Consider the following 22,801-nt stretch of genomic DNA (forward strand, 5'->3'; position numbering starts at 1 on the left):
ACGACTTTGACGATGGGCTGTTCATGAACAAGAGCTTGGTGGGATGGGTGGTGGCCGCGGTGGTCGTGGTGGCGGGCGTCGGCTACGGCCTGGCCTCGCGCGGCAAGGGTGAAGGCCCGGGCGGTGCGGCCGCGCCGTCGGCCGCCGCGTCGGGCGCGCCGGTCAGCGTCAGCACCGTGCGGGCGCAGCGGCGCGACTACGAGGTCACGCTCGAAGCCACCGGCAGCGTCACCGCGCTGAACAGCGTCGACATCCGCCCGCAGGTCGCCAGCACCATCACGCAGGTGCACATCAAGGAAGGCCAGTTCGTGAAGGCCGGCGAGCTGCTGTTCACGCTGGATGCGCGCACCGACGAGGTCAACGTCGCGAAGGCGCAGGCCCAGCTCGAGAAGGACCTGGCGTCGCTGGCCGACGCGCAGCGCCAGCTGACGCGCAGCAAGGACCTGCTGGCGCAGAACTTCGTCTCGCAGAGCGCGGTCGACAGCAGCCAGACGCTGGTCGAGGGCCAGCAGGCGGTGGTGTCGTCCGACCGCGCGGCGCTGGCCGCCGCGAAGGTGGCGCTCGGCTACAACCGCATCGTCGCCCCCGGGGCCGGCCGCGCCGGCGCGATCAACGTGTTCCCCGGCAGCTCGGTGCAGCCGGCCACCAGCACGCTGGTCACGCTGACGCAGATCGACCCGATCGCGGTCGGCTTCAACCTGCCGCAGCGCAACCTCGGCGAGGCGCTGCGCAACCTGCAGTCGGGGCGCGGCGTCGTCACCGCCGTGCTGCCCGAGGGACGCGGCACGCTGACCGGCAAGCTGCAGTTCGTCGACAACAACATCGACGCATCGTCCGGCACCGTCAAGGTGAAGGCGGTGTTCGACAACAAGCAGCAGACGCTGTGGCCCGGCGCCTTCGTCAGCGTGCGGCTGGTGGTCGAGACGCTGAAGGACGCGACCGTGGTGCCGCAGGCCTCGCTGATCCAGGGCCCGCGCGGCAACATCGTCTACGTGGTCGACGACGGCAACAAGGCCGTCGCGCGCCCGATCGTCGTCGTGCAGGCGGCCGGCACCGAGGCGGTCGTCACCGGCGTGAAACCCGGCGAGCGTGTCGTGGTCGACGGCCGCCAGAACCTGCGCCCGGGCGCACCGGTGGCCGAACGGGCCGCCAGCGGCGCCGCGGGGAAGGGGGCCGCGGCCGGCGCTTCCGCCACGTCAGCCACCTCGCCGACATCGGGGGTGACACCATGAACCTGTCCGAGCTGTTCATCCGCCGCCCGGTGATGACGGTGCTGCTGAACGCCGCCATCGTCGTCGCCGGCGTGATCGCGTACACGCGCATCCCGGTGGCTGCGCTGCCGAGCTACAACACGCCGGTGATCAATGTGTCGGCGGCGCTGCCGGGCGCGAGCCCCGAGACGATGGCCACCTCGGTCGCGCTGCAGCTGGAGAAGCAGTTCCAGACCATCCCCGGCCTCAGCGTGATCAGCTCGGCCAACACGCTGGGCAGCACCACGGTGACGCTGGAGTTCGACGAAGGCCGCGACATCGACGCCGCCGCGGTCGACGTGCAGGCCGCGCTGCTGCGCGCGCAGCGCCAGCTGCCGCAGGACATGACCAGCCCGCCGTCGTACCGCAAGGTCAACCCGGCCGATGCGCCGGTGCTGCTGATCGCGCTGACCTCGCCGTCGCTGAACCTGTCGGACCTGAACGATTTCGCCGAGCACCTGATCTCGCCGTCGCTGTCGACGCTGGCCGGCGTCGCGCAGGTCAACATCTACGGCCAGAAGCGCTATGCGGTGCGGGTGCGGGTGCAGCCCGATGCGCTGGCCGCGCGCAACATCAGCCTCGACGAGCTGAACGCCGCGCTCGGCGCGGCCAACGCCAACACGCCGGTCGGCACGCTGGAAGGCCCGAAGCAGACGCTGACGCTGCAGGCGAACCGCCAGCTGCGCAACGCCGCCGAGTTCGCCGAGCTGATCGTCAGCAACCGCAACGGCAACCCGGTGCGGCTGAAGGAGGTCGCGTCGGTCGAGGACAGCTACGAGACGGTGAAGACCTTCGCCAGCTACAACGGCGAGCCGTCGATCACGCTGGCCATCCTGCGCCAGCCCGACGCCAACACCGTCAAGGTCGTCGACGCGGTGCGCGCTGCGCTGCCGGGCTTCCAGGCGCAGCTGCCGCAGTCGGTGCGCATGAACCTGGTCAACGACCGCTCGGTGTCGGTGCGCGAATCGCTGCACGACGTGACGCTGACGATGCTCGGCACCATCGTGCTGGTGGTGCTGGTGATCTTCCTGTTCCTGCGCCGCTTCGTCGCGACCGCGATCCCGACGCTGTCGCTGCCGGTGTCGCTGGTCGGCGCGATCGCGCTGCTGTGGGGCTTCGGCTACACGCTCGACAACATCTCGCTGCTCGGGCTGACGCTGGCGGTCGGCCTGGTGGTCGACGACGCGATCGTGATGCTCGAGAACATCATGCGGCACGTCGAGCATGGCGAGGCGCCGTTCGGCGCGGCGCTGCGCGGCTCGCGCGAGGTCGGCTTCACCATCATCTCGATCTCCACCTCGCTGATCGCGGTGTTCATCCCGATCTTCTTCATGCCGGGCGTGATCGGGCTGCTGTTCCACGAGTTCGCGGTGATCGTGTCGCTGGCGATCATCGCGTCGGCCTTCGTCTCGCTGACGCTGGTGCCGATGCTGGCCAGCCGCTTCCTGACCGACGATGCGCACAAGAAGGCGCCGGGCGCGCTGGTGCGCTCGTTCGAACGCGGCTTCGACCTGCTGCTCGGCGCGTACTCGCGCTCGCTCGACGTCGCGCTGCGGCACCGGGTGGCGGTCGTGACGGTCGCGCTGGTCACCTTCATCGCGACCGGCTGGCTGTTCGCAAGCATCCCGAAAGGCTTCTTCCCGCAGGAGGACATCGGCCAGCTCAGCGTGCAGACCGAGGCGTCCGAGGACACCTCGTTCCCGGAGATGGTGCGGCTGCAGGACCGCGTCGCGACCATCATCCGCGACGACCCGAACGTGCAGACCGTCAGCTCGTTCAACGGCGGTGGCGGCGCGCAGAACACCGGCCGCATGTTCGTCAACCTGAAGCCGCATGCGCAGCGCGACGACATGACGAAGGTGGTCGAGGGGCTGCGCCGCAAGCTGCGCGACGTGGCCGGCATCACCGTCTTCATGCGCCCGATCCAGAACCTGCAGCTCGGCGGCCGCCAGAGCAAGGCGCAATACCAATACATCCTGCAGAGCGTGAAGGCCGACGAGCTCAACGACTGGGCGCAGAAGCTGCAAACGAAGCTGCGTGCCGACCCGCTGTTCCGCGACGTCACCAGCGATTCGCAGCTGCGCGGGCTGCAGGCCTCGCTGAGCATCGACCGCGACCGCGCCAACACGCTCGGGGTGTCGATCGACGCGCTGCGCTCGGCGCTGTTCAGCGCGTTCGGCGAGCGGCAGGTGTCGACCATCTACACCAGCGTCGACAGCTACCAGGTGATCATGGAGGTGGCGCCCGGCGCCAAGCAGGACGAGAGCGCGTTCAACAACATCTACGTGCGCTCGACCAGCGGCACGCTGGTACCGATGTCGAGCTTCGCGACCGTCGCGCGCACCGTCGGGCCGACCTCGATCAACCACGTCGGCCAGCTGCAGGCGGTGACGGTGTCGTTCAACCTCGCGCCCGGCGCGGCGCTCGGCGACGCGACCGGCAAGATCGAGCACTACCGCGAGGAGATCGAGCTGCCGTCGTCCATCATCACCAGCTACGGCGGCGATGCGGCGGTGTTCAAGAGCTCGCAGGGCAGCCAGGCGATCCTGATCGTCGGCGCGCTGCTGGTCATCTACGTGCTGCTGGGCGTGCTGTACGAAAGCTACATCCACCCGCTGACGATCCTGGCCGGGCTGCCGTCGGCGGCGGTCGGCGCGCTGCTGACGCTGAAGCTCTTCAACCTCGACCTGACGCTGATCGCGACCATCGGCATCCTGCTGCTGATCGGCATCGTCAAGAAGAACGCGATCATGATGATCGACTTCGCGCTCGACCAGCAGCGCACGCAGGGCATGGCGCCCGAGCAGGCGATCCGCGAGGCCTGCGTGCTGCGCTTCCGGCCGATCATGATGACGACGCTGGCGGCGTTGATGGGGGCGCTGCCGATCGCGATGGGGCTGGGCGCCGGTGCCGAGCTGCGCCAGCCGCTCGGGCTGGCGGTGGTCGGCGGGCTGGTGTTCTCGCAGGCGATCACGCTCTACATCACGCCGGTGATCTACCTGTACCTCGACCGCTTCAGCGGCAAGGGGCCGGTGACGGCGCCGGAGGGCGCCGCCCAGGTGTAGCGTTCAGTGCAGGTGTGAATTCGACGGCGCCGTCGTCATGATGCTCAACGCCGGCGAGCCGACGGTGCCGGCCGCGATCTCTTCTTCGGTGGCCTCGCGCACATCGCGCACCTTCAGGTCGAGGCGCAGCGCGATGCCGGCCAGCGGGTGGTTGCCGTCCAGCACCACGTGGGTCGGGTAGACCTCGGTCACGGTGTAGACGGCCTCGGGCGACAGGCCTTCTGTCGTCGCGCCTTCGGGTGGGCCGTCGAACTGCATGCCGACGTCGACCTGCTCCGGGAAGATCGAGCGCTCTTCGAAAAACACCAGCTCGGGCTGGTAATCGCCGAAGGCCTGCTCGGGCTCGAGGTGCAGCTTGGTTTCGTAGCCGGCTTCCTGGCCGATCAGCGCTTCTTCGACCTTCGCGAGCAGGTCGTCGCCACCGACGAAGAACTCGACCGGGGCGTCCAGTTCGTCGATCAGCTGGCCTTGGGCGTCTTCCAGCCGCCACGTGAGGGCGACGACGCAGGGGTTCGTGATGAGCATCCGGGAATGATCGCACAGGCATCGCACAATCGTCGGATGCCCGCACCGACCGCAACCCCTCCCACGCCCGGCGTTTTCGCGCCCGGCAGCACCCGTCCCGCCAACCTGCTGGGCGGCCTGTCGCCCGCCGCCTTCATGCGCCGCCACTGGCAGAAGCGCCCGCTGCTGATCCGCCAGGCGGTGCCCGGCATCGCGCCGATCGTGCCGCGGGCGCAGCTGTTCGAGCTGGCGGCGCGCGAGGATGTCGAATCGCGCCTGATCGTGCACGGTCAGCGCGGCTGGACGATGAAGCGCGGTCCGCAGGCGCGGCGCGCGCTGCCGGCGGTGTCGCGCCGCGGCTGGACGCTGCTGGTGCAGGGGCTGGACCTGCACCTCGATGCCGCACGCGAGCTGCTGTCGTGGTTCCGCTTCGTGCCGGACGCGCGGCTCGACGACCTGATGGTCTCGTGGGCGAGCGACGGCGGCGGGGTCGGGCCGCATGTCGATTCCTACGACGTGTTCCTGCTGCAGGTGCAGGGCCGGCGGCGCTGGCGCATCGGGCCGGTCGACGATGCGTCGCTCGAACCGGATGTGCCGTTGAAGATCCTCAGCCGCTTCGTGCCCGACCAGGAGTGGCTGCTCGAGCCCGGCGACATGCTGTACCTGCCGCCCGGCTGGGGACACGACGGCGTCGCCGAGGGCGAGTGCATGACCTGCTCGATCGGCTTTCGTGCCGCCGGCCGCGACGAGCTGGCGACCGAGGTGCTGCAGCGTGTGATCGAAGCGGTCGACCCGGACGGCGAGGACCCGCTGTACCGCGACCCGTCGCAGCCCGCCACCGACGCGCCGGGCCAGGTGCCGCCGCGGCTGCAGGCGTTCGCCGCCGACGCGGTGCAACGGCTGCTGCGCGACCCGGCGGCGCTCGCCTGCGCGCTCGGCGAACTGCTGAGCGAGCCGAAGCCGTCGGTCTGGTTCGATGCCGGCGAGCCGCTGGACGCACCGCAGGCGGTGCGCCTGGACCGCCGTACGCGGATGATGTACGACGATCGGCATGTCTTCATCAACGGTGATTCGTTTCGCGCGGCGGGCCGCGATGCGCGGCTGATGCGCCTGCTGGCGGACGAGCGCTGCCTGGCGCTTGCCGATGTCGCCCGGCTGAGCGACGATGCCTTCGAGCTGCTCGGGCAGTGGGCGCATGCCGGCTGGGTGCGCGCCGTGCACGAGACCTGAGCCACGCCAAGGAGCACACGATGGAAGAGGTGGAAGGCAGCGGCGATGCACCAGGCAATGGACACCGCATCATCACGTCGCGCAGCGAGTTCCTGCAGGCCCTGCGCGACGGCTTCGCGCTCGCGGCCGCGCAGGGCTGCCGCGAGCTCCTGCTGAGCGATCCCGATTTTGCCGACTGGCCGCTAGGCGAGCCCGCGGTGCTCGATCATCTGACGCGCTGGGCGTTCGCGCACCGCAAGCTGACGATGCTGGGCGGGCACTTCGACGAGGTGTCGCGACGCCATGCGCGCTTTGCGCAGTGGCGGCGCCAGTGGTCGCACATCGTCGAATGCCGCTCGCCCGACAGCGACGACGAGCGCGACATCCCGACGCTGCTGCTGGCGCCCGGGCTGGTCACGCTGAAGCTGCTGAACCGCGCTCAGTACCGCGCGAGCTGGTCCACCGACGAGGGCGATTCGGTGCGTGCCCACGAACACCTTGATGCACTTTTGCAACGCTCGGTCGAGGCCTTTCCTGCGACAACGCTGGGTCTATAGGGTATGCACTGCGTCTGCGTATAATCGTGGGCTGGGCCTTGGAAACGCTCGAGCTTTCCTGGGTCTGAATGCGTTGGGGATCTGCCGTGGATCGAATGATCGGAGGGTTCCCACAATTACCGGTAATTGTCTGAACCTTTCATTGAGGATAAGTATGAAAAAGTCGCTTCTGTTGGCTTCCCTGGTTGCTGCTGTTGCTCTGGCCGCTTGCGGCAAGAAGCCGGAAGAGGCCGCTCCGGCGCCCGCTCCGGTTGCTGCTCCGGCTCCCGCTCCCGCCCCGGTGGCTGATGCCGCTGCTTCGGGTGCCGCAATGGCCGCTTCGGCTGCCATGGACGCTGCTTCGGGCGCCGCGATGGCCGCTTCGGGCGCTGCTTCCGCCGCCAAGTAATCGCTTTCCAGCGATGATGAAAGAGCCGCCTTCGGGCGGCTTTTTCACGTCGGTGCTTTCAGCGCAACGACAGCCAGCCGAAGCCGAGTGCCGGGTCGGCCACGGTGATGTCGTCCGCGTTGCCGCCGGTCACACCGAGCAACGCCTGCACCGCCAGCTCGGGCCGGTTGTTCTGCCGGCTCAGGTGCGCGGCCACCAGGTGGCGCAGGCCGCCGTGCAGGCAGGCCGCGAGGATCTCGGCCGCCGTCTCGTTCGACAGGTGTCCGAGCCGGCCGCCGACGCGCCGCTTCAGCGAGGCCGGGTAGCTCGAGTTCGCGAGCATCTCGACGTCGTGGTTGCATTCCAGCAGCAGCGCGTCGCAGTGCTGCAGGTGTGCGACGACATGCGCCGTCGACGAACCGATGTCGGTCAGCACGCCCAGGCAGGCGTTGCCGTCGGTCACGCGCAGCTGCAGCGGTTCGTTGGCGTCGTGCGGCACCGTGTAGGGCTGCAGCTGCAGGTCGCCGATGGCGATCGGCTCGCCGTCGCGGGCCACGTTCAGCCACTCCTGCGCCGCCGGGTCGCCGATCGCGCGCCAGGTGCCCTGGCTGGTCCACAGCGGAACATGGTGCCGGCGCGCGAGCGTCAGCGCACAGCCGACGTGGTCGCCGTGCTCGTGGGTCACGAACACCGCGTCGATGTCGTCGACGGCGAGCCCGGTGCGCGACAGCCGCAGCGTCAGCTCGCGCAGCGAGAAGCCGCTGTCGATCAGCAGCCGCGTGGTGCTGGAGCCGCTCGTGGCCTCGACGAGCGTCGCGTTGCCGGTGCTGCCGCTGCCGAGGCTGCAGAAGCGCAGCATGCGGGGTGCCTCGCTGCCGTCGGCCGGGGGCTTACTTCAGTTCGTCGACCAGCAGGCCGACGATGCGCTTGCCGGCGTCGCCGTTCTCCGGCTCGCCCTTGCTGTCGAGCACCGAGATCAGGCTGGCATCGCCCTGGCCGACCACGCGCACGCGGTACTTCACCGGCGCGAAATTGCCCTTCTCGCCGGTGCCGAACAGGCGGCCGAAGAAGCCGGGCTCTTCCTTGCCGGCCATCGCCGGGTCGACATAGCGCACGAAGTAGACGCCCTGCGTGCGGTCGCGGTCTTCGACGGTGAAGCCGCTGCGGTCGAGCGCGAGCCCGACCCGGCGCCAGGCGCGGTCGAAGGCGTCGTCGACCTGCAGCGTCGCTGCGGCCTGGCCGGTCAGCTCACGTGCATGCGGCGTGGCCGAAGCCGGCGCCGATGCGGCTTGCTGCGAAGCCAGCTTGGCCTGCTCATCCTTCGCGCCGAGCTTCACCAGCAGGCGCGACAGCATTTCGCTTTCGAGGTCGGGGTCGTTCGGGCGCGGTTCCCAGGTCGTCGACTCCTTTTGCTGGCCGACGTAGACCTCGCGCAGCCCGCGGTGCGCGATGTGGATCTCGGTGCCGTTGGCGCCGCGCTCGACGCGGGTGCGGTACTTGTCGCGCTCGCCGGTGGAATACAAGCCGTCGATCACCCGGCCCAGCGTGCGGCGCAGCAGGTCGTCCGGCAGCTTCGCGCGGTTCTCGGCCCATTCGGTTTCCATCACGCCGGCCTCGGGCTGGTCGAGCGAGATCGTCAGGCCGCGCTCTTTCCAGAACGCCTGCAGCTGCGGCCACACCTGTTCGGGTGTCTGCGTGGTGACGACCCAGCGCTGGTCGCCCTGGCGTTCCAGCCGGGCCTGGCCGAGCGCGTTCGGCGCCACGGCCTGCGTCGCCGGGCCGGCGGCCTGGCCCGAGCCTGCGGCCAGCTGCGGATTCTGGAAGGTGGTGGCGCTGATGGTGCCGCCGCTCTGCACGTTGTAGCGCGAGTCGTTCTGCAGCTGGGTCAGGTCGGGCGGCACGTCGAGTGGCGTCGCCTTCGCGGTCGCGCTCTTGTAGTCGACCTTCTCACCGGTCACGGCCGTCTCGATCGTGGTGCAACCGGCGGCGGCGAGCCCCAGGGCGAGGGCGGCGGCAATGGCCTTGGCGAGAGGGTTCAGGGGAAAACGGGTCACGTTGTGCATCTCCGAGGACAGTGCCGCAAGGGGCGCCGGCCGGGCCGGTGGAAGGATGAAGGGTGGGAAGGCTGGAACAGCGGGCGGGCGAATGGTCGGCGGGTCAGCGCAGGCGGCGCGGGCCGCTCACAGCAGACCCGATTCGCGCATCGCTTGTTCCACCGTGGCCTGGCCGGCGGGCGTCAGCCCGACGATCGGCAGCCGCAGCGTCGCGCCGCAGCGTCCCAGTCGCGACAAGGCCCATTTGGTGGGCGCCGGGCTCGGCTCGACGAACAGGTTCTTGTGCAGCGGCAGCAGCTTCAGGTGGAGGGCGGTGGCCTCGCGCGCCTGGCCAGCCAGCGCCGCCTTGCACAGCTCGTGCATCGCGCGCGGTGCGACGTTGGCGGTGACGCTGACGTTGCCGTGGCCGCCCAGCAGCATCAGCGCGACCGCGGTCGGGTCGTCGCCCGAATAGATGGAGAAGCCTTCGGGCGCGTTGCGCACCAGCCAGCCGGCGCGCTCGATGTTGCCGGTGGCTTCCTTGATGCCGACGATGCCGGGGATCTGCGCCAGCCGAAGCGTGGTCTCGGGCAGCATGTCCGCCACCGTGCGGCCGGGGACGTTGTACAGCACCATCGGGATGTCCACCGCCTCGGCGATGGCCTTGAAGTGCTGGTAGATGCCTTCCTGCGACGGCTTGTTGTAGTACGGCACGACCGACAGCGTGCAGTCGGCGCCTGCCTTGCGGGCATAGCGCGAATGCTCGATGGCCTCGCGGGTGGAGTTGGCGCCGGTGCCGGCCATGATCGGCACGCGGCCGCGCGCATGTTCGACCGCGACGCGGATGATCTCCCAGTGCTCCTCGACCGAGACCGTGGGGCTTTCGCCGGTCGTGCCGACGACGCCGATGCAGTCGGTGCCTTCGTCGATGTGCCAGTCGATCAGGCGGCGCAGCGCGTCATAGTCGACGCTGCCGTCCTCGTGCATCGGCGTGATCAGCGCGACGATGCTGCCAACAATGGGTTTCATGCGGGATCCTCGGAATCCGCGGATTTTACTCACCCTGCGGGGGGTGCCCTGCGTCCAGCAGATAACGCGGGATTTCACCCGGTCCGCCGGGGTCGGCGGCGGCCCTCACCGCGGCGATGCGCTGCACGAAGCGGGCGGGCGATCCGAGGAAGCCGTCCTCGAACGCGACGATCCGAAGCCCGCGTGCCGCGTCGAGCAGCTCGCCCGGGCGCAGCAGGAACTCCGGATTCGACGGCCGCCCCACGCCTTGCTGGCCGTGCGCGAAGGTTTCGTAGATCAGCACGCCGCCTTCGGCCAGCGCCTCGCACAGCGTCGGCAGTAGCGGGCGCCACAGGTAGTTCGTGACGACGACCGCATCGAAACGGCGGTCCGGCAGCGACCACGGGCCGGCCTCGATGTCGGCCAGCACCACGTCGGCGATCGGATGCAGCGCCTCGGTGGCGGCCGCGTCGCGGTCGAGCGCCGTCACGTGGCAGCCGCGGCCGGCGAACCAGCGCACGTGGCGGCCGCTGCCGCAGGCCACGTCGAGCACGCTGGCGCCCGGCGCGATCAGGTGCGACCAGCGCTGCACCCACGCCGAGGGTGCCGGTGCGGCCTGCAGAGGCGGCGTCGCGCTCATTGCGGCCGGGCGTGCTGGTTCAGCGCCTTCAGCGCCAGCCGGTCGATCAGCCGCGGCGCGAGCAGCTTCAGCCAGCGGCCGAGCCTGCCCTGCGCCGTCATCACGATGTCGCGCCGGCGCGCCTCGGCGCCTTCGATGATCAGCCGGGCGCAGGTCTCGACCGGCATCGCCGCCGATTCGTCCAGCCCGCTGCGGCCGGCCGGGTGGCCGCCGGCGTCGTAGCCGCGGCGGCGGATCTCGGTCGCGACCACGCCCGGGTAGGCGATGGTCACGCTGATGCCCTGGCGGCCGATCTCCGGCCGCAGCGATTCGAAGAAGCCGGTCATCGCGAACTTGGTGGCGGCGTAGGCGGTGCGGCCCGGCACGCCGACCAGGCCGGCCAGGCTGGACACCGCGACGATGCGGCCGTAGCTCGTCTTCAGGTGCGGCAGCGCGGCATGCGTGCACCAGACGCTGCCCCACAGGTTCACCCGCATCAGGTCCTCGTACCAGCCGAGGTCGGCGACGTCGCGCAGCAGCGCCTGGGCCGACATGCCGGCGTTGTTGACCAGTGTGTCGAGCCGGCCGAAGCGGTCCATCGTCGCATCGACCAGCGCGCGGCAGTCGGCCTGCACGCTGACGTCGCAGCGCTGCACCAGCGCCTGCGCGCCATGCACGCGGCAGTCGGCGGCAACCGCCTGCAGCTTGTCGACGTTGCGCGCCGCCAGCACCAGCGCGATGTTGGCCTTGCCGCGCGCGGCCCACTGCCGGGCGAGTTCGGCGCCGATGCCGTCCGACGCGCCGGTGATCACGACGACATACATCAGAAGCAGCTCCAGAGCTGGTTGGCGAGCGCGAAGGCCATCTCGGGGCGCAGGTAGGCCGCGAACACCAGCAGCAGCACCGCCGCCGCCGCGACGCCGATCGCCAGCCGGGCCGCGGTCCGCTTCATGCCGGCTGCGGGGCCGCCCGCACGATCGCCGATTCGCGCACCGGCAGGTTGACCAGCGCGGCGAACACGCCCAGCCCGACCGCGATCCACCAGACCACGTCGTAGCTGCCGGTGCTGTCGTACAGCTTGCCGCCCAGCCACACGCCGAGGAACGAGCCGACCTGGTGGCTCAGGAACACGAAGCCGCCCAGCATGGACAAGTAGCGCACGCCGAAGATCTGCGCGACGACCGCGTTGGTCGGCGGCACCGTCGACAGCCACAGCACGCCCATCACCGACGCGAACACGTAGACGCTCGTCGGCGACAGCGGCACGTTCAGGAAGACGACGATCGCGACCGAGCGCAGCGCATAGATGGTCGACAGGATGTAGCGCTTGGGCAGCCGCTGGCCGAGCGTGCCGGCGGTGTAGGTGCCGATCACGTTGAACAGGCCGATCAGCGCGAGCGCGCCGGTGGCCACGTCCTGCGACAGCCCGTGGTCTTTCAGGTAGCTCGGCATGTGCACGCCGATGAACACGACCTGGAAGCCGCAGACGAAGTAGCCGGCCATCAGCAGCAGGAAGCTCGGGTACGCGAAGGCTTCGCGCAGCGCGGCACCCAGGCTCTGCTGCAGCGGGTTGACGATGAACTTCGGCTCTTTCAGGCCGGCCGCCAGCGGGATGATGGCCAGCGCCACGCAGCCCAGCACGAACAGCGCCTGCTGCCAGCCGAGGTGGCCGATCAGCCAGTTCTCGGTCGGCACCATCAGGAACTGGCCGAACGAGCCGGCTGCCGCGGCCACGCCCATCGCCCAGCTGCGCTTGTCGGCGGCGACGTTGCGACCGATCACGCCGTAGACCACCGCGTAGGTCGTGCCCGATTGGGCCATGCCGAGCAGCAGCCCGGCGCTGCCGGTGAAGGCCAGGCCCGAGGTGGACAGCCCCATCAGCACCAGTCCGCCGGCGTACAGCAGGCTGCCGGCGATCAGCACCTTGAAGGCGCCGAAGCGGTCGGCGAGCGCGCCGGCGAACGGCCCGGCGATGCCCCACGCGAGGTTCTGCACCGCGAGCGCGAACGCGAAGGTCTCGCGCGTCCAGCCGCGGTCCATCGTGATCGGCTGCAGCCACAGGCCGAAGCCGTGGCGGATGCCCATCGACAGCGTGACGATCATGGCGCCGCACAGCAGCACCTGTTTCATCGAGAGCGGGGCACGAGAGTCAGCAGGGGACATCGCGCGAATGTAGCGGATTGCCCGAGCATCCGATCGAGCAACGCCCGCGGAACCGGCTTTGGCTCCGGCATCACATCGCTGACGCGATATGAGCCTGCGCTGGAGCGCAAGCGCTTTGCCGGGCCGCTGGGTGGCGCCCCTCGGGAGCAGGAGCGACGGCGACCTGGGGGGCCCTGTCAGAACCTGAAGCCGTACTTCGCGCTGTAGGACGTGGCCTTGCCGGTCTTGTCCGCCTCGAACGCCAGGTTCGCGAGCCCGAAGTTCAGGTTCACGCCGGCAAACACCTTCGCGAGGTTGAAGTCCTCATCTCCCTTCAACGACGACGCCTCGGGCTTGCTCCTGACGTTGACGGTGCCGAGCCCGGCGTACGGCGTCGCGAACAGGAAGCCCTTCGAGACCGAGACGTCGAAGCCGAGCGTGCGCAGCTTGAGCTGGTCGACGCCGGACATCGCCGACGCGCTGGCGCGCAGCGCGATCGCCGGCAGCACCGCGTTGCCGGCCAGCGGCGCCCAGCGCAGCTCGCCGCCGGTGACGGTGATGCCGGCCGTCGGCACGCGCGAGACCGAGAGGCCGACGTCGATGTCGAACGGCAGCCCCTTGTGGGCGCGCAGCGACGGCACGACGATGGTCGACGGCACGCTGCCGCCGCCGGCCGCCTTCTCCCAGACGCCGCGGTTCTCCAGCACGGTGCCCGACACGCCGACGCCGACGTCGAAGCCGGTCAGCCCGAGCGGCTCGGACGGGATCAGCGGCTTGAACGACAGGATGGCGCCCAGGTCTTCGGACAGCAGGCGGAACTCCGACTGCGACAGCAGTTGCAGCGTGTTCAGGTCGGCGGCCTGGGCCATCGACGCGGTGGCGCCGAGCACGGCGATCAGGAGGGTGGGGAGAAGGCGCATGGGATGAGATCGGGTGGGGGGGATTTGGAAATCGGGCGCCAGGGTAACGCGCCGCGGCGACCGGTCCGTGTCGCCCGCACCACGGTCGATTGCGAGTTGTAACGCGGTGGGCTTCTAGAATCCCGCCCCATGGCGACCAAACCCAGCAATTCCTACGGCGAGTCATCGATCCGTGTCCTGAAGGGACTCGAGCCCGTGAAGCAGCGGCCGGGCATGTACACCCGCACCGACAACCCGCTGCACATCATCCAGGAGGTCATCGACAACGCGGCCGACGAGGCGCTGGCCGGCCACGGCAAGCGCATCGACGTGGTGCTGCACACCGACGGCTCGGTCACGGTGCACGACGACGGCCGCGGCATTCCGTTCGGCCTGCACCCCGAAGAGCAGGTGCCGGTGGTCGAGATCGTCTACACCCGGCTGCACGCCGGAGGCAAGTTCGACAAGGGCTCCGGCGGCGCCTACAGCTTCTCGGGCGGCCTGCACGGCGTGGGCGTGAGCGTGACGAACGCGCTCGCGAAGCGGCTCGAAGCGACGGTGTACCGCGAAGGCCAGGTGGCGAAGCTGGCGTTCTCGGGCGGCGACGTGATCGAGCCGCTGGTCATCCGCAAGGGGGTGTACTCGGCCGCGTCGGGCGACCGCAGGACCGGCACCACGGTGCGCGCCTGGCCCGACCCGAAGTACTTCGAGAGCGTCGATTTCCCGAAGGCCGAGCTGACCCACCTGCTGCGCAGCAAGGCGGTGCTGATGCCCGGCGTCATCGTCTCGCTGACGATCGAGAAGAGCGGCGAGGTGCTGACCTGGACTTACCAGGGCGGGCTGCGCGACTACCTGATGCAGACGCTGACGGCCGACCCGGTGATCCCGCTGTTCGAAGGCGAGCGCCATGCCGATTCGCGCGAGACGGAAAACTTCGCCGAGGGCGAGGGCGCCGCCTGGTGCGTCGCGTTCACCGAAGACGGCTCGCCGATGCGCGAGAGCTACGTCAACCTGATTCCCACGGTGAACGGCGGCACGCACGAATCCGGCCTGAAGGACGGGTTGTTCGGCGCGGTCAAGGGCTTCATCGACCTGCACAGCCTGCTGCCCAAGGGCGTCAAGCTGATGCCGGAAGACGTGTTCTCGCGCGCCAGCTTCGTGCTGTCGGCCAAGGTGCTGGACCCGCAGTTCCAGGGCCAGATCAAGGAGCGGCTGAACAGCCGCGATGCGCTGCGGCTGGTGTCCACCTACGTGAAGCCGGCGCTGGAGCTGTGGCTGAACCAGCATGTCGAGCTGGGCCGCAAGCTGGCCGAGCTGGTGATCAAGCAGGCGCAGACGCGCCAGCGCGCGAGCCAGAAGGTCGAGAAGCGCAAGGGCTCGGGCGTCGCGGTGCTGCCGGGCAAGCTGACCGATTGCGAGAGCCGCGACCTGTCGCTCAACGAGCTGTTCCTGGTCGAGGGCGACTCGGCCGGCGGCAGCGCGAAGATGGGCCGCAACAAGGAGACGCAGGCGGTGCTGCCGCTGCGCGGCAAGGTGCTGAACGCCTGGGAGGTCGAGCGCGACCGGCTGTTCGCGAACAACGAGATCCACGACATCGCGGTGGCGATCGGCGTCGACCCGCACAGCGCGACCGACGAGCCCGACCTGTCGGGGCTGCGCTACGGCAAGATCTGCATCCTGAGCGATGCGGACGTCGACGGCTCGCACATCCAGGTCCTGCTGCTGACCTTGTTCTTCCGGCATTTCCCGAAGCTGATCGAGCGCGGCCACATCTACATCGCGAAGCCGCCGCTGTTCCGCGTCGACGCACCGGCGCGCGGCAAGAAGCCGGCCGCCAAGCTCTACGTGCTGGACGAAGGCGAGCTGGCGGCCACGCTGGACAAGCTGCGCAAGGAAGGCGCGCGCGACAACAGCTGGAGCATCGGCCGCTTCAAGGGCCTGGGCGAGATGAACGCCGAGCAGCTGTGGGACACCACGCTGAACCCCGACACCCGCCGCCTGCTGCAGGTGGCCTTCGGCGTGCTCGACTTCACATCCACCACCGAATCGCTGACCAAGCTGATGGGCAAGGGCGAGGCGCAGGCCCGCCGCGAGCTGATGGAACTGCGCGGCGACGACGTCGAGATCGACGTGTGAGTCCGATCGTGTCCTCGGTGCGCCTGCGCCCCACCATGCTGAGCGACCTCGACTTCGTGCTGACGGTCGAGCGCGACCCCGCGAACCTGCCGTTCATCACGCCGTGGGACCGCACGCAGCACGAGGGCGCGATCCGCTTTCCCGACTTCCGGCATTTCATCGTCGAGGCCGGCGAGGGCACGCAGGCCGTCGGCTTCGTCATCCTGCAGGGTTGCCGCAACCCGCACCGCTCGGTCGAGCTGAAGCGCATCGTGCTGCAGGACAAGGGCCGCGGCCTCGGCCGGGCCTGCGTGCGGCTGCTGGCCGACATGGCCTTCGATTCGCTCGGCGCGCACCGCTTCTGGCTCGACGTGAAGGGCCGCAACCTGCGCGCGCAGGCGCTGTACCGCAGCGAAGGCTTCGTCGAGGAAGGCCGGCTGCGCGACAGCGTGCGCGACGAGCGCGGCTGGGACGCGCTGGTCGTGATGTCGCTGCTCGAAGACGAGCAGCGCGCGCGGAAGGCCGGCCCGTGAGGACGGCCTTGGCCGGCGCCGCGAGCGCGCTGATGCTCGCCATGCCTCCGCTCGCGCACGCCGAGCTGTGGGGGTTCGTCGACGGCAGCGGCACCGCGCACCTTGCGCCGTCGCAGGTCGATGCGCGCTACCACCTGGTGATGGGCGACGCGGCGCCGCTGCGCGTGCCCGGCAAGACCGATGGTGCCGGTGGCCTGCTGACCTGGCTGGAGTTCGCGCCCGAGGTCAAGTCGCTGCAGCCGCTGCTGCGCGAGGCGGCGGCCGCGCACGGCGTCGACATCGAGCTGCTGAAGGCCATCATCGCGGTCGAGTCCGGCTTCAACGCGAAGGCGGTGTCGCCGCGCGGTGCCGTCGGCCTGATGCAGCTGACGCCGATTGCCGCGCAGCACTACGGCGGCTTTGCCGCGAACGAGCGCCCCGCGGCGCTGCGCGACAAGCTGCTCGACCCGCGCACCAACATCCTGACCGGCGCGCGCATGCTGTCGAACCTGACGCGCCGCTTCGGCCGCATCGACGTCGCGCTCGCGGCGTGGAATGCCGGCGAATCGGCGGTGCGCAAGGCCGGCGGCGAGATGCCGCCGATCCCCGAAACCCAGGCGCACGTGCACCTGGTGCTGGAGCTCTACTGGGCGCTGCTGCAGGCGCGCATGCCGCGCGAACTGCAGCTGCATGGCAGCCCGGATGAAGCGCCACGCAATCCGGGCGCGGCGGCGAAACATGAATGACAACTCCCGGATGGGCATCCGGGCCACGAACTGACTCCCATGACCTCTGATCTCTTCGACACCGGCAACCCCGACGACGCCATCACGCTCGCCCACTACGCCGAACGCGCGTACCTCGAATACGCGCTCAGCGTCGTCAAGGGCCGCGCGCTGCCCGACGTCTGCGACGGCCAGAAGCCGGTGCAGCGGCGCATCCTGTTCGCGATGCAGCGCCTGGGCCTGGCCTTCAGCGGCACGGCGGGCGCCCGCCCGGTCAAGAGCGCGCGCGTCGTCGGCGACGTGATCGGCAAGTTCCACCCGCACGGCGACCAGGCGGCCTACGACGCGATGGTGCGCATGGCGCAGGATTTCTCGCAGCGCTATCCGCTGGTCGACGGCCAGGGCAACTTCGGCTCGCGCGACGGCGACAACGCGGCGGCGATGCGCTACACCGAAGCGCGCCTCGCGCCGATCTCGCGGCTGCTGCTCGACGAGCTGGACGAAGGCACGGTCGACTTCGCGCCCAACTACGACGGCGTCGAGCGCGAGCCGAGGCTGCTGCCGGCGCGCCTGCCGTTCGTGCTGCTGAACGGCGCGAGCGGCATCGCGGTCGGCCTGGCCACCGAGCTGCCGTCGCACAACCTGCGCGAGATCGCCGCGGCCACCGTCGCGCTGATCAGGAACGAGAACCTGGCCGACGACGAGCTGTTCGCGCTGGTGCCCGGCCCCGACTACCCGGGCGGCGGCCAGATCATCAGCGCGCCCGAGGACATCCGCTCGGCCTACACCACCGGCCGCGGCAGCCTGAAGGTGCGCGCGCGCTGGAAGATCGAAGACCTGGCGCGCGGCCAGTGGCAGCTGGTCATCAACGAGCTGCCGCACGGCACCAGCGTGCAGAAGGTGCTCGAAGAGATCGAGGAACTGATCAACCCGAAGGTCAAGACCGGCAAGAAGGCGCTGACCGCCGACCAGGTGCAGGTCAAGGCCACCGTGCTGGCGGTGCTCGACACGGTGCGCGACGAATCGAACAAGGATGCGCCGGTGCGCATCGTCATCGAGCCGAAGACCAGCCGCATCGAGCAGCAGGACCTGATCAACACCTTGCTGGCCCACACCAGCCTGGAGACGTCGGCGCCGATCAACCTGACGATGATCGGTGCCGACGGCCGACCGACGCAGAAGACGCTGCGGCTGATGCTGCAGGAGTGGATCGCCTTCCGCCAGCAGACGGTGCAGCGGCGCACGCAGCACCGGCTGGACAAGGTGCTCGAGCGCATCCACGTGCTGGAAGGCCGGCAGACGGTGCTGCTGAACATCGACGAGGTGATCCGCATCATCCGGCAGTCGGACGAACCGAAGGCCGCGCTGATCGAGCGCTTCCAGCTCAGCGACCGGCAGGCCGACGACATCCTCGAGATCCGGCTGCGCCAGCTGGCGCGGCTGGAAGCGATCAAGATCGAGCAGGAGTTGAAGGAGCAGCGCGCCGAGCGCGACAAGCTGCAGGAGATCCTCGGCAGCCCGGCATCGCTGCGCCGCACGATGGTCAAGGAGATCGAGGCCGACGCGAAGCAGTACGGCGACGACCGCCGCACGTTGATCCAGGCGCAGAAGCGCACCGTGGTCGAAGTGAAGGTGCTCGACGAGCCGGTGACGGTGGTCGTCAGCCTGAAGGGCTGGGCGCGTGCGCTGAAGGGGCACGAGGTCGATCCGGCGGCGCTGGCCTTCAAGGCCGGCGACGGGCTGTACGGCACCTTCCCGTGCCGCAGCGTCGACACCTTGCTGGTGTTCGGCAGCAACGGGCGGGTGTACTCGATCGCGATCAGCCTGCTGCCCGGCGGGCGCGGCGACGGCCAGCCGATCACGACGCTGGTCGACCTGGAGAGCGGCACGCAGCCGCTGCATTACTTCGCGGCCAGTGCCGACACGAAGCTGCTGCTGTCGAACACCGGCGGCTTCGGGCTGCTGGCGCAGGTGTCCGACATGGCCAGCCGGCAGCGCGGCGGCAAGAGCTTCCTGACGCTGGACGACGGCGACAAGCTGCTGCCGCCGGTGCCGCTGGCGGCGGCGCACACGCAGGTGGCCTGCCTGAGCCTGAGTGGCAGGCTGCTGGTGTTCCCGCTCGACGAGCTGAAGCTGCAGGCCAACGGCGGGCGAGGGCTGACGCTGATGGAGGTCGACGCGAAGGATCCGCTGGTGTCCACCGCGACCTGTGCGGCCGCGCTGAAGGTGCTGGGCCTGGGTCGCGGCGGCAAGCCGAAGGAAGAAGACCTGAAGGGCGCGTCGCTCGCCGTCTATGGCGGCAAGCGGGCGCGCAAGGGGAAGGTGCTGGAGGCGGGGATGAAGGCGCAGCGGGTGCTGGCGGGGTGAGGCGGTGGCAGGGGCAGGCGCGTCCTGCGCTGCTCGCCGCCAATCAACCCGGCATGGCTGGATGCGCCGTGGCTTCGAGAAGGGCGAGCACCGTGGGCATGTCGTCCATGTCCTTGAACGCTTTCGCGAACGCGTGCCTCAGGTCACGGGGAAGGTAGGGCACCGTGCCCGCCTTGCATTGCTCTTGAAGAAGATCGATCAGCGCGTCCCCTGCCTTGTCGTGCAACCTCTCCCGCAGCTCTTTGTTCCTCGCGGTGACGACGTGGATGGGAGACAGGGCCTCCGGCTTGGCGTGGCCCGCGTGGAAGGTGATCAGGGTCTGGTTGTTCTGCACTGCCTTCGTCAGAATGTCCACCGCCTCGGCATCGAGGCGTGGGCCTCGGAGGTCAATCGACTCGAGGTGACTTTTCGGATTGCGCAACAGGGTCGCCAGTGCGCCGACGACCTGTCGACTCCGGATTGTGATTTTCAGCGAGCGCAGGGTGATGTTCGAAGACAAGGCCTCGTAGAACGGTGCGCTGCAGGTCGTGTCCTTGGCGCCGATGCCGTTGGACACGTCGAGGTGTCGAAGACTCCGGTTCGCCTTCAGCAAGCTCGCCAGTGCGGCCTGCCTTTTGTCGTCGAGGGCTTGCCCGCTGAGATTGAGGCGTTCGAGTGTCGTGTTCGATTTCAGCGCCTTGCAAAGTGTTCTGAAGCCACGGTCCAAGGTGCTGAAGCGGAGGTTGAGATCGATCAACGTCTTGTTGCTTTTCAACATGCTCGCAATTGCCACAGCTCCCTCGAAATTGATGACGTTGATGCCAAGGTCCAACGCTTGCAGCGACGAATTCTCTTCAAGCGCCTTGGCAATCGAGCAGATGCAGTGGCATTCCATCTGCATGAGGCCTCCTTCCTGGGAGCCTTGAAGGCCGAGCGACTGCAACGTCTTGTTCGCCTTCAGCAGTTCTCCAATGGCCGCGCCGCAACCTTGAAAGTGGTTGTAGCTCAACAGCAGTTTCTGCAGCCCGGTGTTCTCGCGCAGGGCAGTGCAGAGCAATGCGATGTCTTGCTTGGCAAGCTCGCATCTCGATAGATCCAGTGCGATGACGCACGAGGGATCCTTCAGCAATTCAGCGAGTTCTTCGGCGCACCCGTTGCTGAAGTCGTTTGCGCTCAGAACGAGCTTGATGGGAGCCTGGAACTTCCGCGACTGCAGCCACGCGCAGAGCTTGCGAAGATCGTCGCGGGTCAGGCCCATGTTCCACAGATTCAACTCCGCTTCGCCCATCGGGTCGGCGTCGGCGAAGTGCCCTTGAGCGGAATGGTGACTGAGCCATTCGAGCGAAGCTGCTCCGTCTTTTGTTCCAACGGCCTGCAACGACATCTTGGCCGCTTGGCGCCAGCTGTCTTGGGTGTGAGGCTGCAGCTTCTGCGCAATGAAGGCAGGTGGGTTTGACGAGGTGATTGCACAGACCTCGGGCTTGCTCGATGAGCGCGGGGTTGTTGGACGGCAAGCCTTCAAGTCGGACGAGATGCTCATGGCGTGATTCATTCAAAGGTGATGCGACTCGCCCTGAGTCGCTGCTCGTCACGATTTGGTTCCGACAGCCCGTCAACCAGAGGTCCCAAGCGCTGCGGACCTTGCCCATCTGCCCCCGCGCAGGCGATCTTGTTCGGGCATCCTCGCTGAAGGCGCTGCCGGGCCTTGGGCCGCGGCGGCAAGCCGGAGGAAGAAGACCTGAAGGGCGCGTCGCTCGCCGTCTGTGGCGGCAAGCGGGCGCGCAAGGGGAAGGTGCTGGAGGCGGGGATGAAGGCGCAGCGGGTGCTGGCGGGTGGGTGAGATGGGCAGGCGGGCGGGACGGCCTGCGGCCTCAGGTGTCGAAGCTGTGGGCGAGTTGTCTGATCGTCGAATTGCCATCGATCCGTGAGCTGCAGTGGATCGTCTCCTTGATCAGCTCGGTTGGCATGAACTCCGTCCTTTCTTTGCCTTCTTCCAGCGTCGATCTCAGGCGCATGGCGAAGATCTTCGCCATTGCCAGCTCGGCGGACCCCGGCAATGTCTGAAGGAAGCGCCAGTTCTCTTCCACACGCTGCTCAATCTGGGTCAGCAGTTCGGTTGAGCCGGGCTTCGGTTCGGCATTGAAGGTGCGGAAGACTGCGAGCGACTTGTTCTCTCGCATCGCGCGGGCCAGGGGTTCGAGCGCTGACCTGGACGGCGGATTACTCTGCGCACCGATCTCCAACTGCTCCAGACGGCAGCGTTCGTTGGAAAGCATCCCTTCCAGCGCTTTCGCGAGAGGGGCCTTCAAGGCCCAGCCTTGAAGCTTCAGGGTGACCAGGCTGGTGTTCTGGCGCAGGCCTTCATGCAGGCCCGACTGATCGGGGCCGCGTCCAACATGCGACAGATCAAGGTGCCGAAGCGTCTTGGTGCTGATGAGCAGCTCGCCGAGTTGTTGAAGACCCGTCTGCGAGGGGTTCCAGTGCGCGAGGCGCAAGGTCTCGATGCGGGCCTTGCCTTTCAGCATGGACACGACCTGGGCGAGACAAGCGTCGCCGTCTTGCAGCGTCAGCCCGGAGAGGTCCAGGCTGCGCAGTGCTGTCGGCATGAATCTCAGACTCAGGGCCAGCTGGGCAATCCCGGCGTCCACCGTGTCATACCGGGAGTGCCTGCCTGGTTCGCGGTGTCGTCTGTTGAGGCTGAGGTCGAGATGCTCCAGCGATGGATTGTTTTCCAGGCCATCGGCGATATGGGTAAAGCTGTCCGGACCCAGGTTGCAATCCGACAACTCCAGGAAGACCAGCGATGTGTTGCGCCTCAGCATCCACCCGATCGCCTCGCCCGAACCGGCGCAACTGTTCGAGCTCAGCACCAGCGAGATCAGCGTCGAATTGGTCCGCATCGTTTCGCAGACGATTCCGATGCGAGTCTTGTTCAAGCCGCAGCCCGAAAGATCCAGCGAGACAACGGAGGGATCTTGCAACAGCTGGACCACGGACTCCATGTGCTCGCTGCCCAGGCGGTTGTTCGAGAGATCAATCTTCAGTGTGACCTTCTCCCGCCCGCGCACCACCCAGGTTGCCAGGAAGGCCAGGTCGTCGACTGTCAGGCGCAGGCCGCGCAGGTTCAGTTCAGCATGGTCCCGACACTTGTCGAGTCGATCTACCGAGCGGCGACTCAGCCATTCCAGATGCTCACCGAGGCGATGCCGGACGAGGTACTTGGCCACCTCCCGCCACAGGCGTGGTTGTCCCGCAGGAAGATGGCCGGTCAGGAACCGGTCGACGGCGGAAGGCAGCGGACATGCGTCGTGTGCTTCACGTCGTTTGAGCGGCGGTGGGCAGGCGGACCGGACGGACCAGACCGGCTTCTGGGCGGCGGTCGCGTGGTGGGGGGTATCAGCAGGACTAACAGGACGGGTCGAAAGCGGGAGATCCATGGTGTGGACGTTT

Annotated in this window: 20 protein-coding genes; 9 read left to right on the plus strand and 11 right to left on the minus strand. The window is 68.6% G+C overall.

What is annotated here, in order from left to right:
- Window positions 1-23: 23 nt before the first annotated feature.
- The gene (locus FHT26_RS07815; protein ID WP_168559570.1) at window positions 24-1,232 is read left to right on the plus strand and encodes an efflux RND transporter periplasmic adaptor subunit; all 1,209 of its coding nucleotides are present in this window, start codon (window positions 24-26) and stop codon (window positions 1,230-1,232) included.
- Window positions 1,229-4,315 (plus strand): efflux RND transporter permease subunit, encoded by a 3,087-nt coding sequence (locus FHT26_RS07820; RefSeq protein ID WP_168559571.1) that lies wholly within the window; start codon window positions 1,229-1,231, stop codon window positions 4,313-4,315. Before FHT26_RS07815 ends, FHT26_RS07820 begins: the two co-directional genes overlap by 4 nt.
- Window positions 4,316-4,318: 3 nt before the next feature.
- Here the strand turns inward: FHT26_RS07820 and FHT26_RS07825 are convergent, their stop codons facing one another.
- The gene (locus tag FHT26_RS07825) at window positions 4,319-4,840 is read right to left on the minus strand and encodes an FKBP-type peptidyl-prolyl cis-trans isomerase (RefSeq protein ID WP_168559572.1); all 522 of its coding nucleotides are present in this window, start codon (window positions 4,838-4,840) and stop codon (window positions 4,319-4,321) included.
- A gap of 36 nt (window positions 4,841-4,876) precedes the next feature.
- On the opposite strand from FHT26_RS07825, the gene FHT26_RS07830 reads away from it, so the two are divergent.
- Both FHT26_RS07830 and FHT26_RS07835 read left to right on the plus strand, forming a co-directional pair.
- Window positions 4,877-6,049 carry a cupin domain-containing protein gene (locus FHT26_RS07830; RefSeq protein ID WP_168559573.1) on the plus strand — a complete coding sequence of 391 codons (1,173 nt, stop codon included), beginning with the start codon at window positions 4,877-4,879 and terminating at the stop codon, window positions 6,047-6,049.
- Between the two features lie 20 nt (window positions 6,050-6,069).
- Window positions 6,070-6,585: a hypothetical protein gene (locus FHT26_RS07835; RefSeq protein WP_168559574.1), complete on the plus strand. Its 516-nt coding sequence runs from the start codon at window positions 6,070-6,072 to the stop codon at window positions 6,583-6,585.
- Between the two features lie 446 nt (window positions 6,586-7,031).
- On the opposite strand, the gene FHT26_RS07840 is transcribed toward FHT26_RS07835, so the two are convergent.
- The 8 genes from FHT26_RS07840 to FHT26_RS07870 all read right to left on the minus strand — a co-directional run bounded on the left by FHT26_RS07840 (window position 7,032) and on the right by FHT26_RS07870 (window position 13,674).
- A complete protein-coding gene (locus FHT26_RS07840; RefSeq protein ID WP_210427304.1) occupies window positions 7,032-7,808 on the minus strand; it encodes an MBL fold metallo-hydrolase in 777 nt (258 codons plus the stop codon).
- A 34-nt stretch (window positions 7,809-7,842) separates the two neighbouring features.
- Window positions 7,843-9,015: an NlpB/DapX family lipoprotein gene (gene bamC / locus FHT26_RS07845; protein WP_168559576.1), complete on the minus strand. Its 1,173-nt coding sequence runs from the start codon at window positions 9,013-9,015 to the stop codon at window positions 7,843-7,845.
- 117 nt (window positions 9,016-9,132) lie between these two features.
- Window positions 9,133-10,014, minus strand: a complete 882-nt coding sequence (gene dapA / locus FHT26_RS07850; protein WP_168559577.1) for a 4-hydroxy-tetrahydrodipicolinate synthase — start codon at window positions 10,012-10,014, stop codon at window positions 9,133-9,135.
- A gap of 25 nt (window positions 10,015-10,039) precedes the next feature.
- A complete protein-coding gene (locus tag FHT26_RS07855) occupies window positions 10,040-10,633 on the minus strand; it encodes a class I SAM-dependent methyltransferase (protein ID WP_168559578.1) in 594 nt (197 codons plus the stop codon).
- Window positions 10,630-11,436, minus strand: a complete 807-nt coding sequence (locus FHT26_RS07860; protein ID WP_168559579.1) for an SDR family oxidoreductase — start codon at window positions 11,434-11,436, stop codon at window positions 10,630-10,632. Before FHT26_RS07860 ends, FHT26_RS07855 begins: the two co-directional genes overlap by 4 nt.
- Window positions 11,436-11,564 carry a hypothetical protein gene (locus FHT26_RS30310; protein ID WP_282597147.1) on the minus strand — a complete coding sequence of 43 codons (129 nt, stop codon included), beginning with the start codon at window positions 11,562-11,564 and terminating at the stop codon, window positions 11,436-11,438. The genes FHT26_RS07860 and FHT26_RS30310 overlap by 1 nt, the downstream gene beginning before the upstream one ends.
- Window positions 11,561-12,742, minus strand: coding sequence for an MFS transporter (locus FHT26_RS07865; protein WP_168559580.1), 1,182 nt, complete (start codon window positions 12,740-12,742; stop codon window positions 11,561-11,563). Before FHT26_RS07865 ends, FHT26_RS30310 begins: the two co-directional genes overlap by 4 nt.
- Before the next feature lie 209 nt (window positions 12,743-12,951).
- Entirely contained in the window at window positions 12,952-13,674 is a 723-nt protein-coding gene (locus FHT26_RS07870; RefSeq protein WP_168559581.1) for a hypothetical protein, read from the minus strand.
- A 129-nt stretch (window positions 13,675-13,803) separates the two neighbouring features.
- Here FHT26_RS07870 and FHT26_RS07875 point away from each other — a divergent pair, with 129 nt between their 5' ends.
- From FHT26_RS07875 to parC, 4 genes are read left to right on the plus strand one after another with little or no spacing between them, the layout of a single operon-like run.
- Complete coding sequence (locus tag FHT26_RS07875) at window positions 13,804-15,789, plus strand: DNA topoisomerase IV subunit B (RefSeq protein WP_168559582.1); 1,986 nt, start codon at window positions 13,804-13,806, stop codon at window positions 15,787-15,789.
- A gap of 17 nt (window positions 15,790-15,806) precedes the next feature.
- Window positions 15,807-16,301 carry a GNAT family N-acetyltransferase gene (locus FHT26_RS07880; protein ID WP_349238110.1) on the plus strand — a complete coding sequence of 165 codons (495 nt, stop codon included), beginning with the start codon at window positions 15,807-15,809 and terminating at the stop codon, window positions 16,299-16,301.
- Window positions 16,298-17,026, plus strand: a complete 729-nt coding sequence (locus FHT26_RS07885) for a lytic transglycosylase domain-containing protein (RefSeq protein WP_349238107.1) — start codon at window positions 16,298-16,300, stop codon at window positions 17,024-17,026. Before FHT26_RS07880 ends, FHT26_RS07885 begins: the two co-directional genes overlap by 4 nt.
- 39 nt (window positions 17,027-17,065) lie before the next feature.
- Window positions 17,066-19,372 (plus strand): DNA topoisomerase IV subunit A, encoded by a 2,307-nt coding sequence (gene parC / locus FHT26_RS07890; RefSeq protein WP_168559584.1) that lies wholly within the window; start codon window positions 17,066-17,068, stop codon window positions 19,370-19,372.
- Between the two features lie 43 nt (window positions 19,373-19,415).
- Here parC and FHT26_RS07895 read toward each other — a convergent pair whose 3' ends face one another.
- Window positions 19,416-20,891, minus strand: a complete 1,476-nt coding sequence (locus tag FHT26_RS07895) for a leucine-rich repeat domain-containing protein (protein ID WP_168559585.1) — start codon at window positions 20,889-20,891, stop codon at window positions 19,416-19,418.
- Window positions 20,892-21,056: 165 nt separating this feature from the next.
- Here FHT26_RS07895 and FHT26_RS30315 point away from each other — a divergent pair, with 165 nt between their 5' ends.
- Window positions 21,057-21,191 (plus strand): hypothetical protein, encoded by a 135-nt coding sequence (locus FHT26_RS30315; protein ID WP_282597148.1) that lies wholly within the window; start codon window positions 21,057-21,059, stop codon window positions 21,189-21,191.
- A 31-nt stretch (window positions 21,192-21,222) separates the two neighbouring features.
- Here the strand turns inward: FHT26_RS30315 and FHT26_RS07900 are convergent, their stop codons facing one another.
- A complete protein-coding gene (locus FHT26_RS07900) occupies window positions 21,223-22,788 on the minus strand; it encodes a leucine-rich repeat domain-containing protein (RefSeq protein ID WP_168559586.1) in 1,566 nt (521 codons plus the stop codon).
- Between the last annotated feature and the right edge of the window lie 13 nt (window positions 22,789-22,801).

Origin of the sequence: Rhizobacter sp. SG703 (assembly GCF_012275445.1) — a bacterium.
Taxonomy (GTDB): Bacteria; Pseudomonadota; Gammaproteobacteria; order Burkholderiales; family Burkholderiaceae_C; genus Rhizobacter.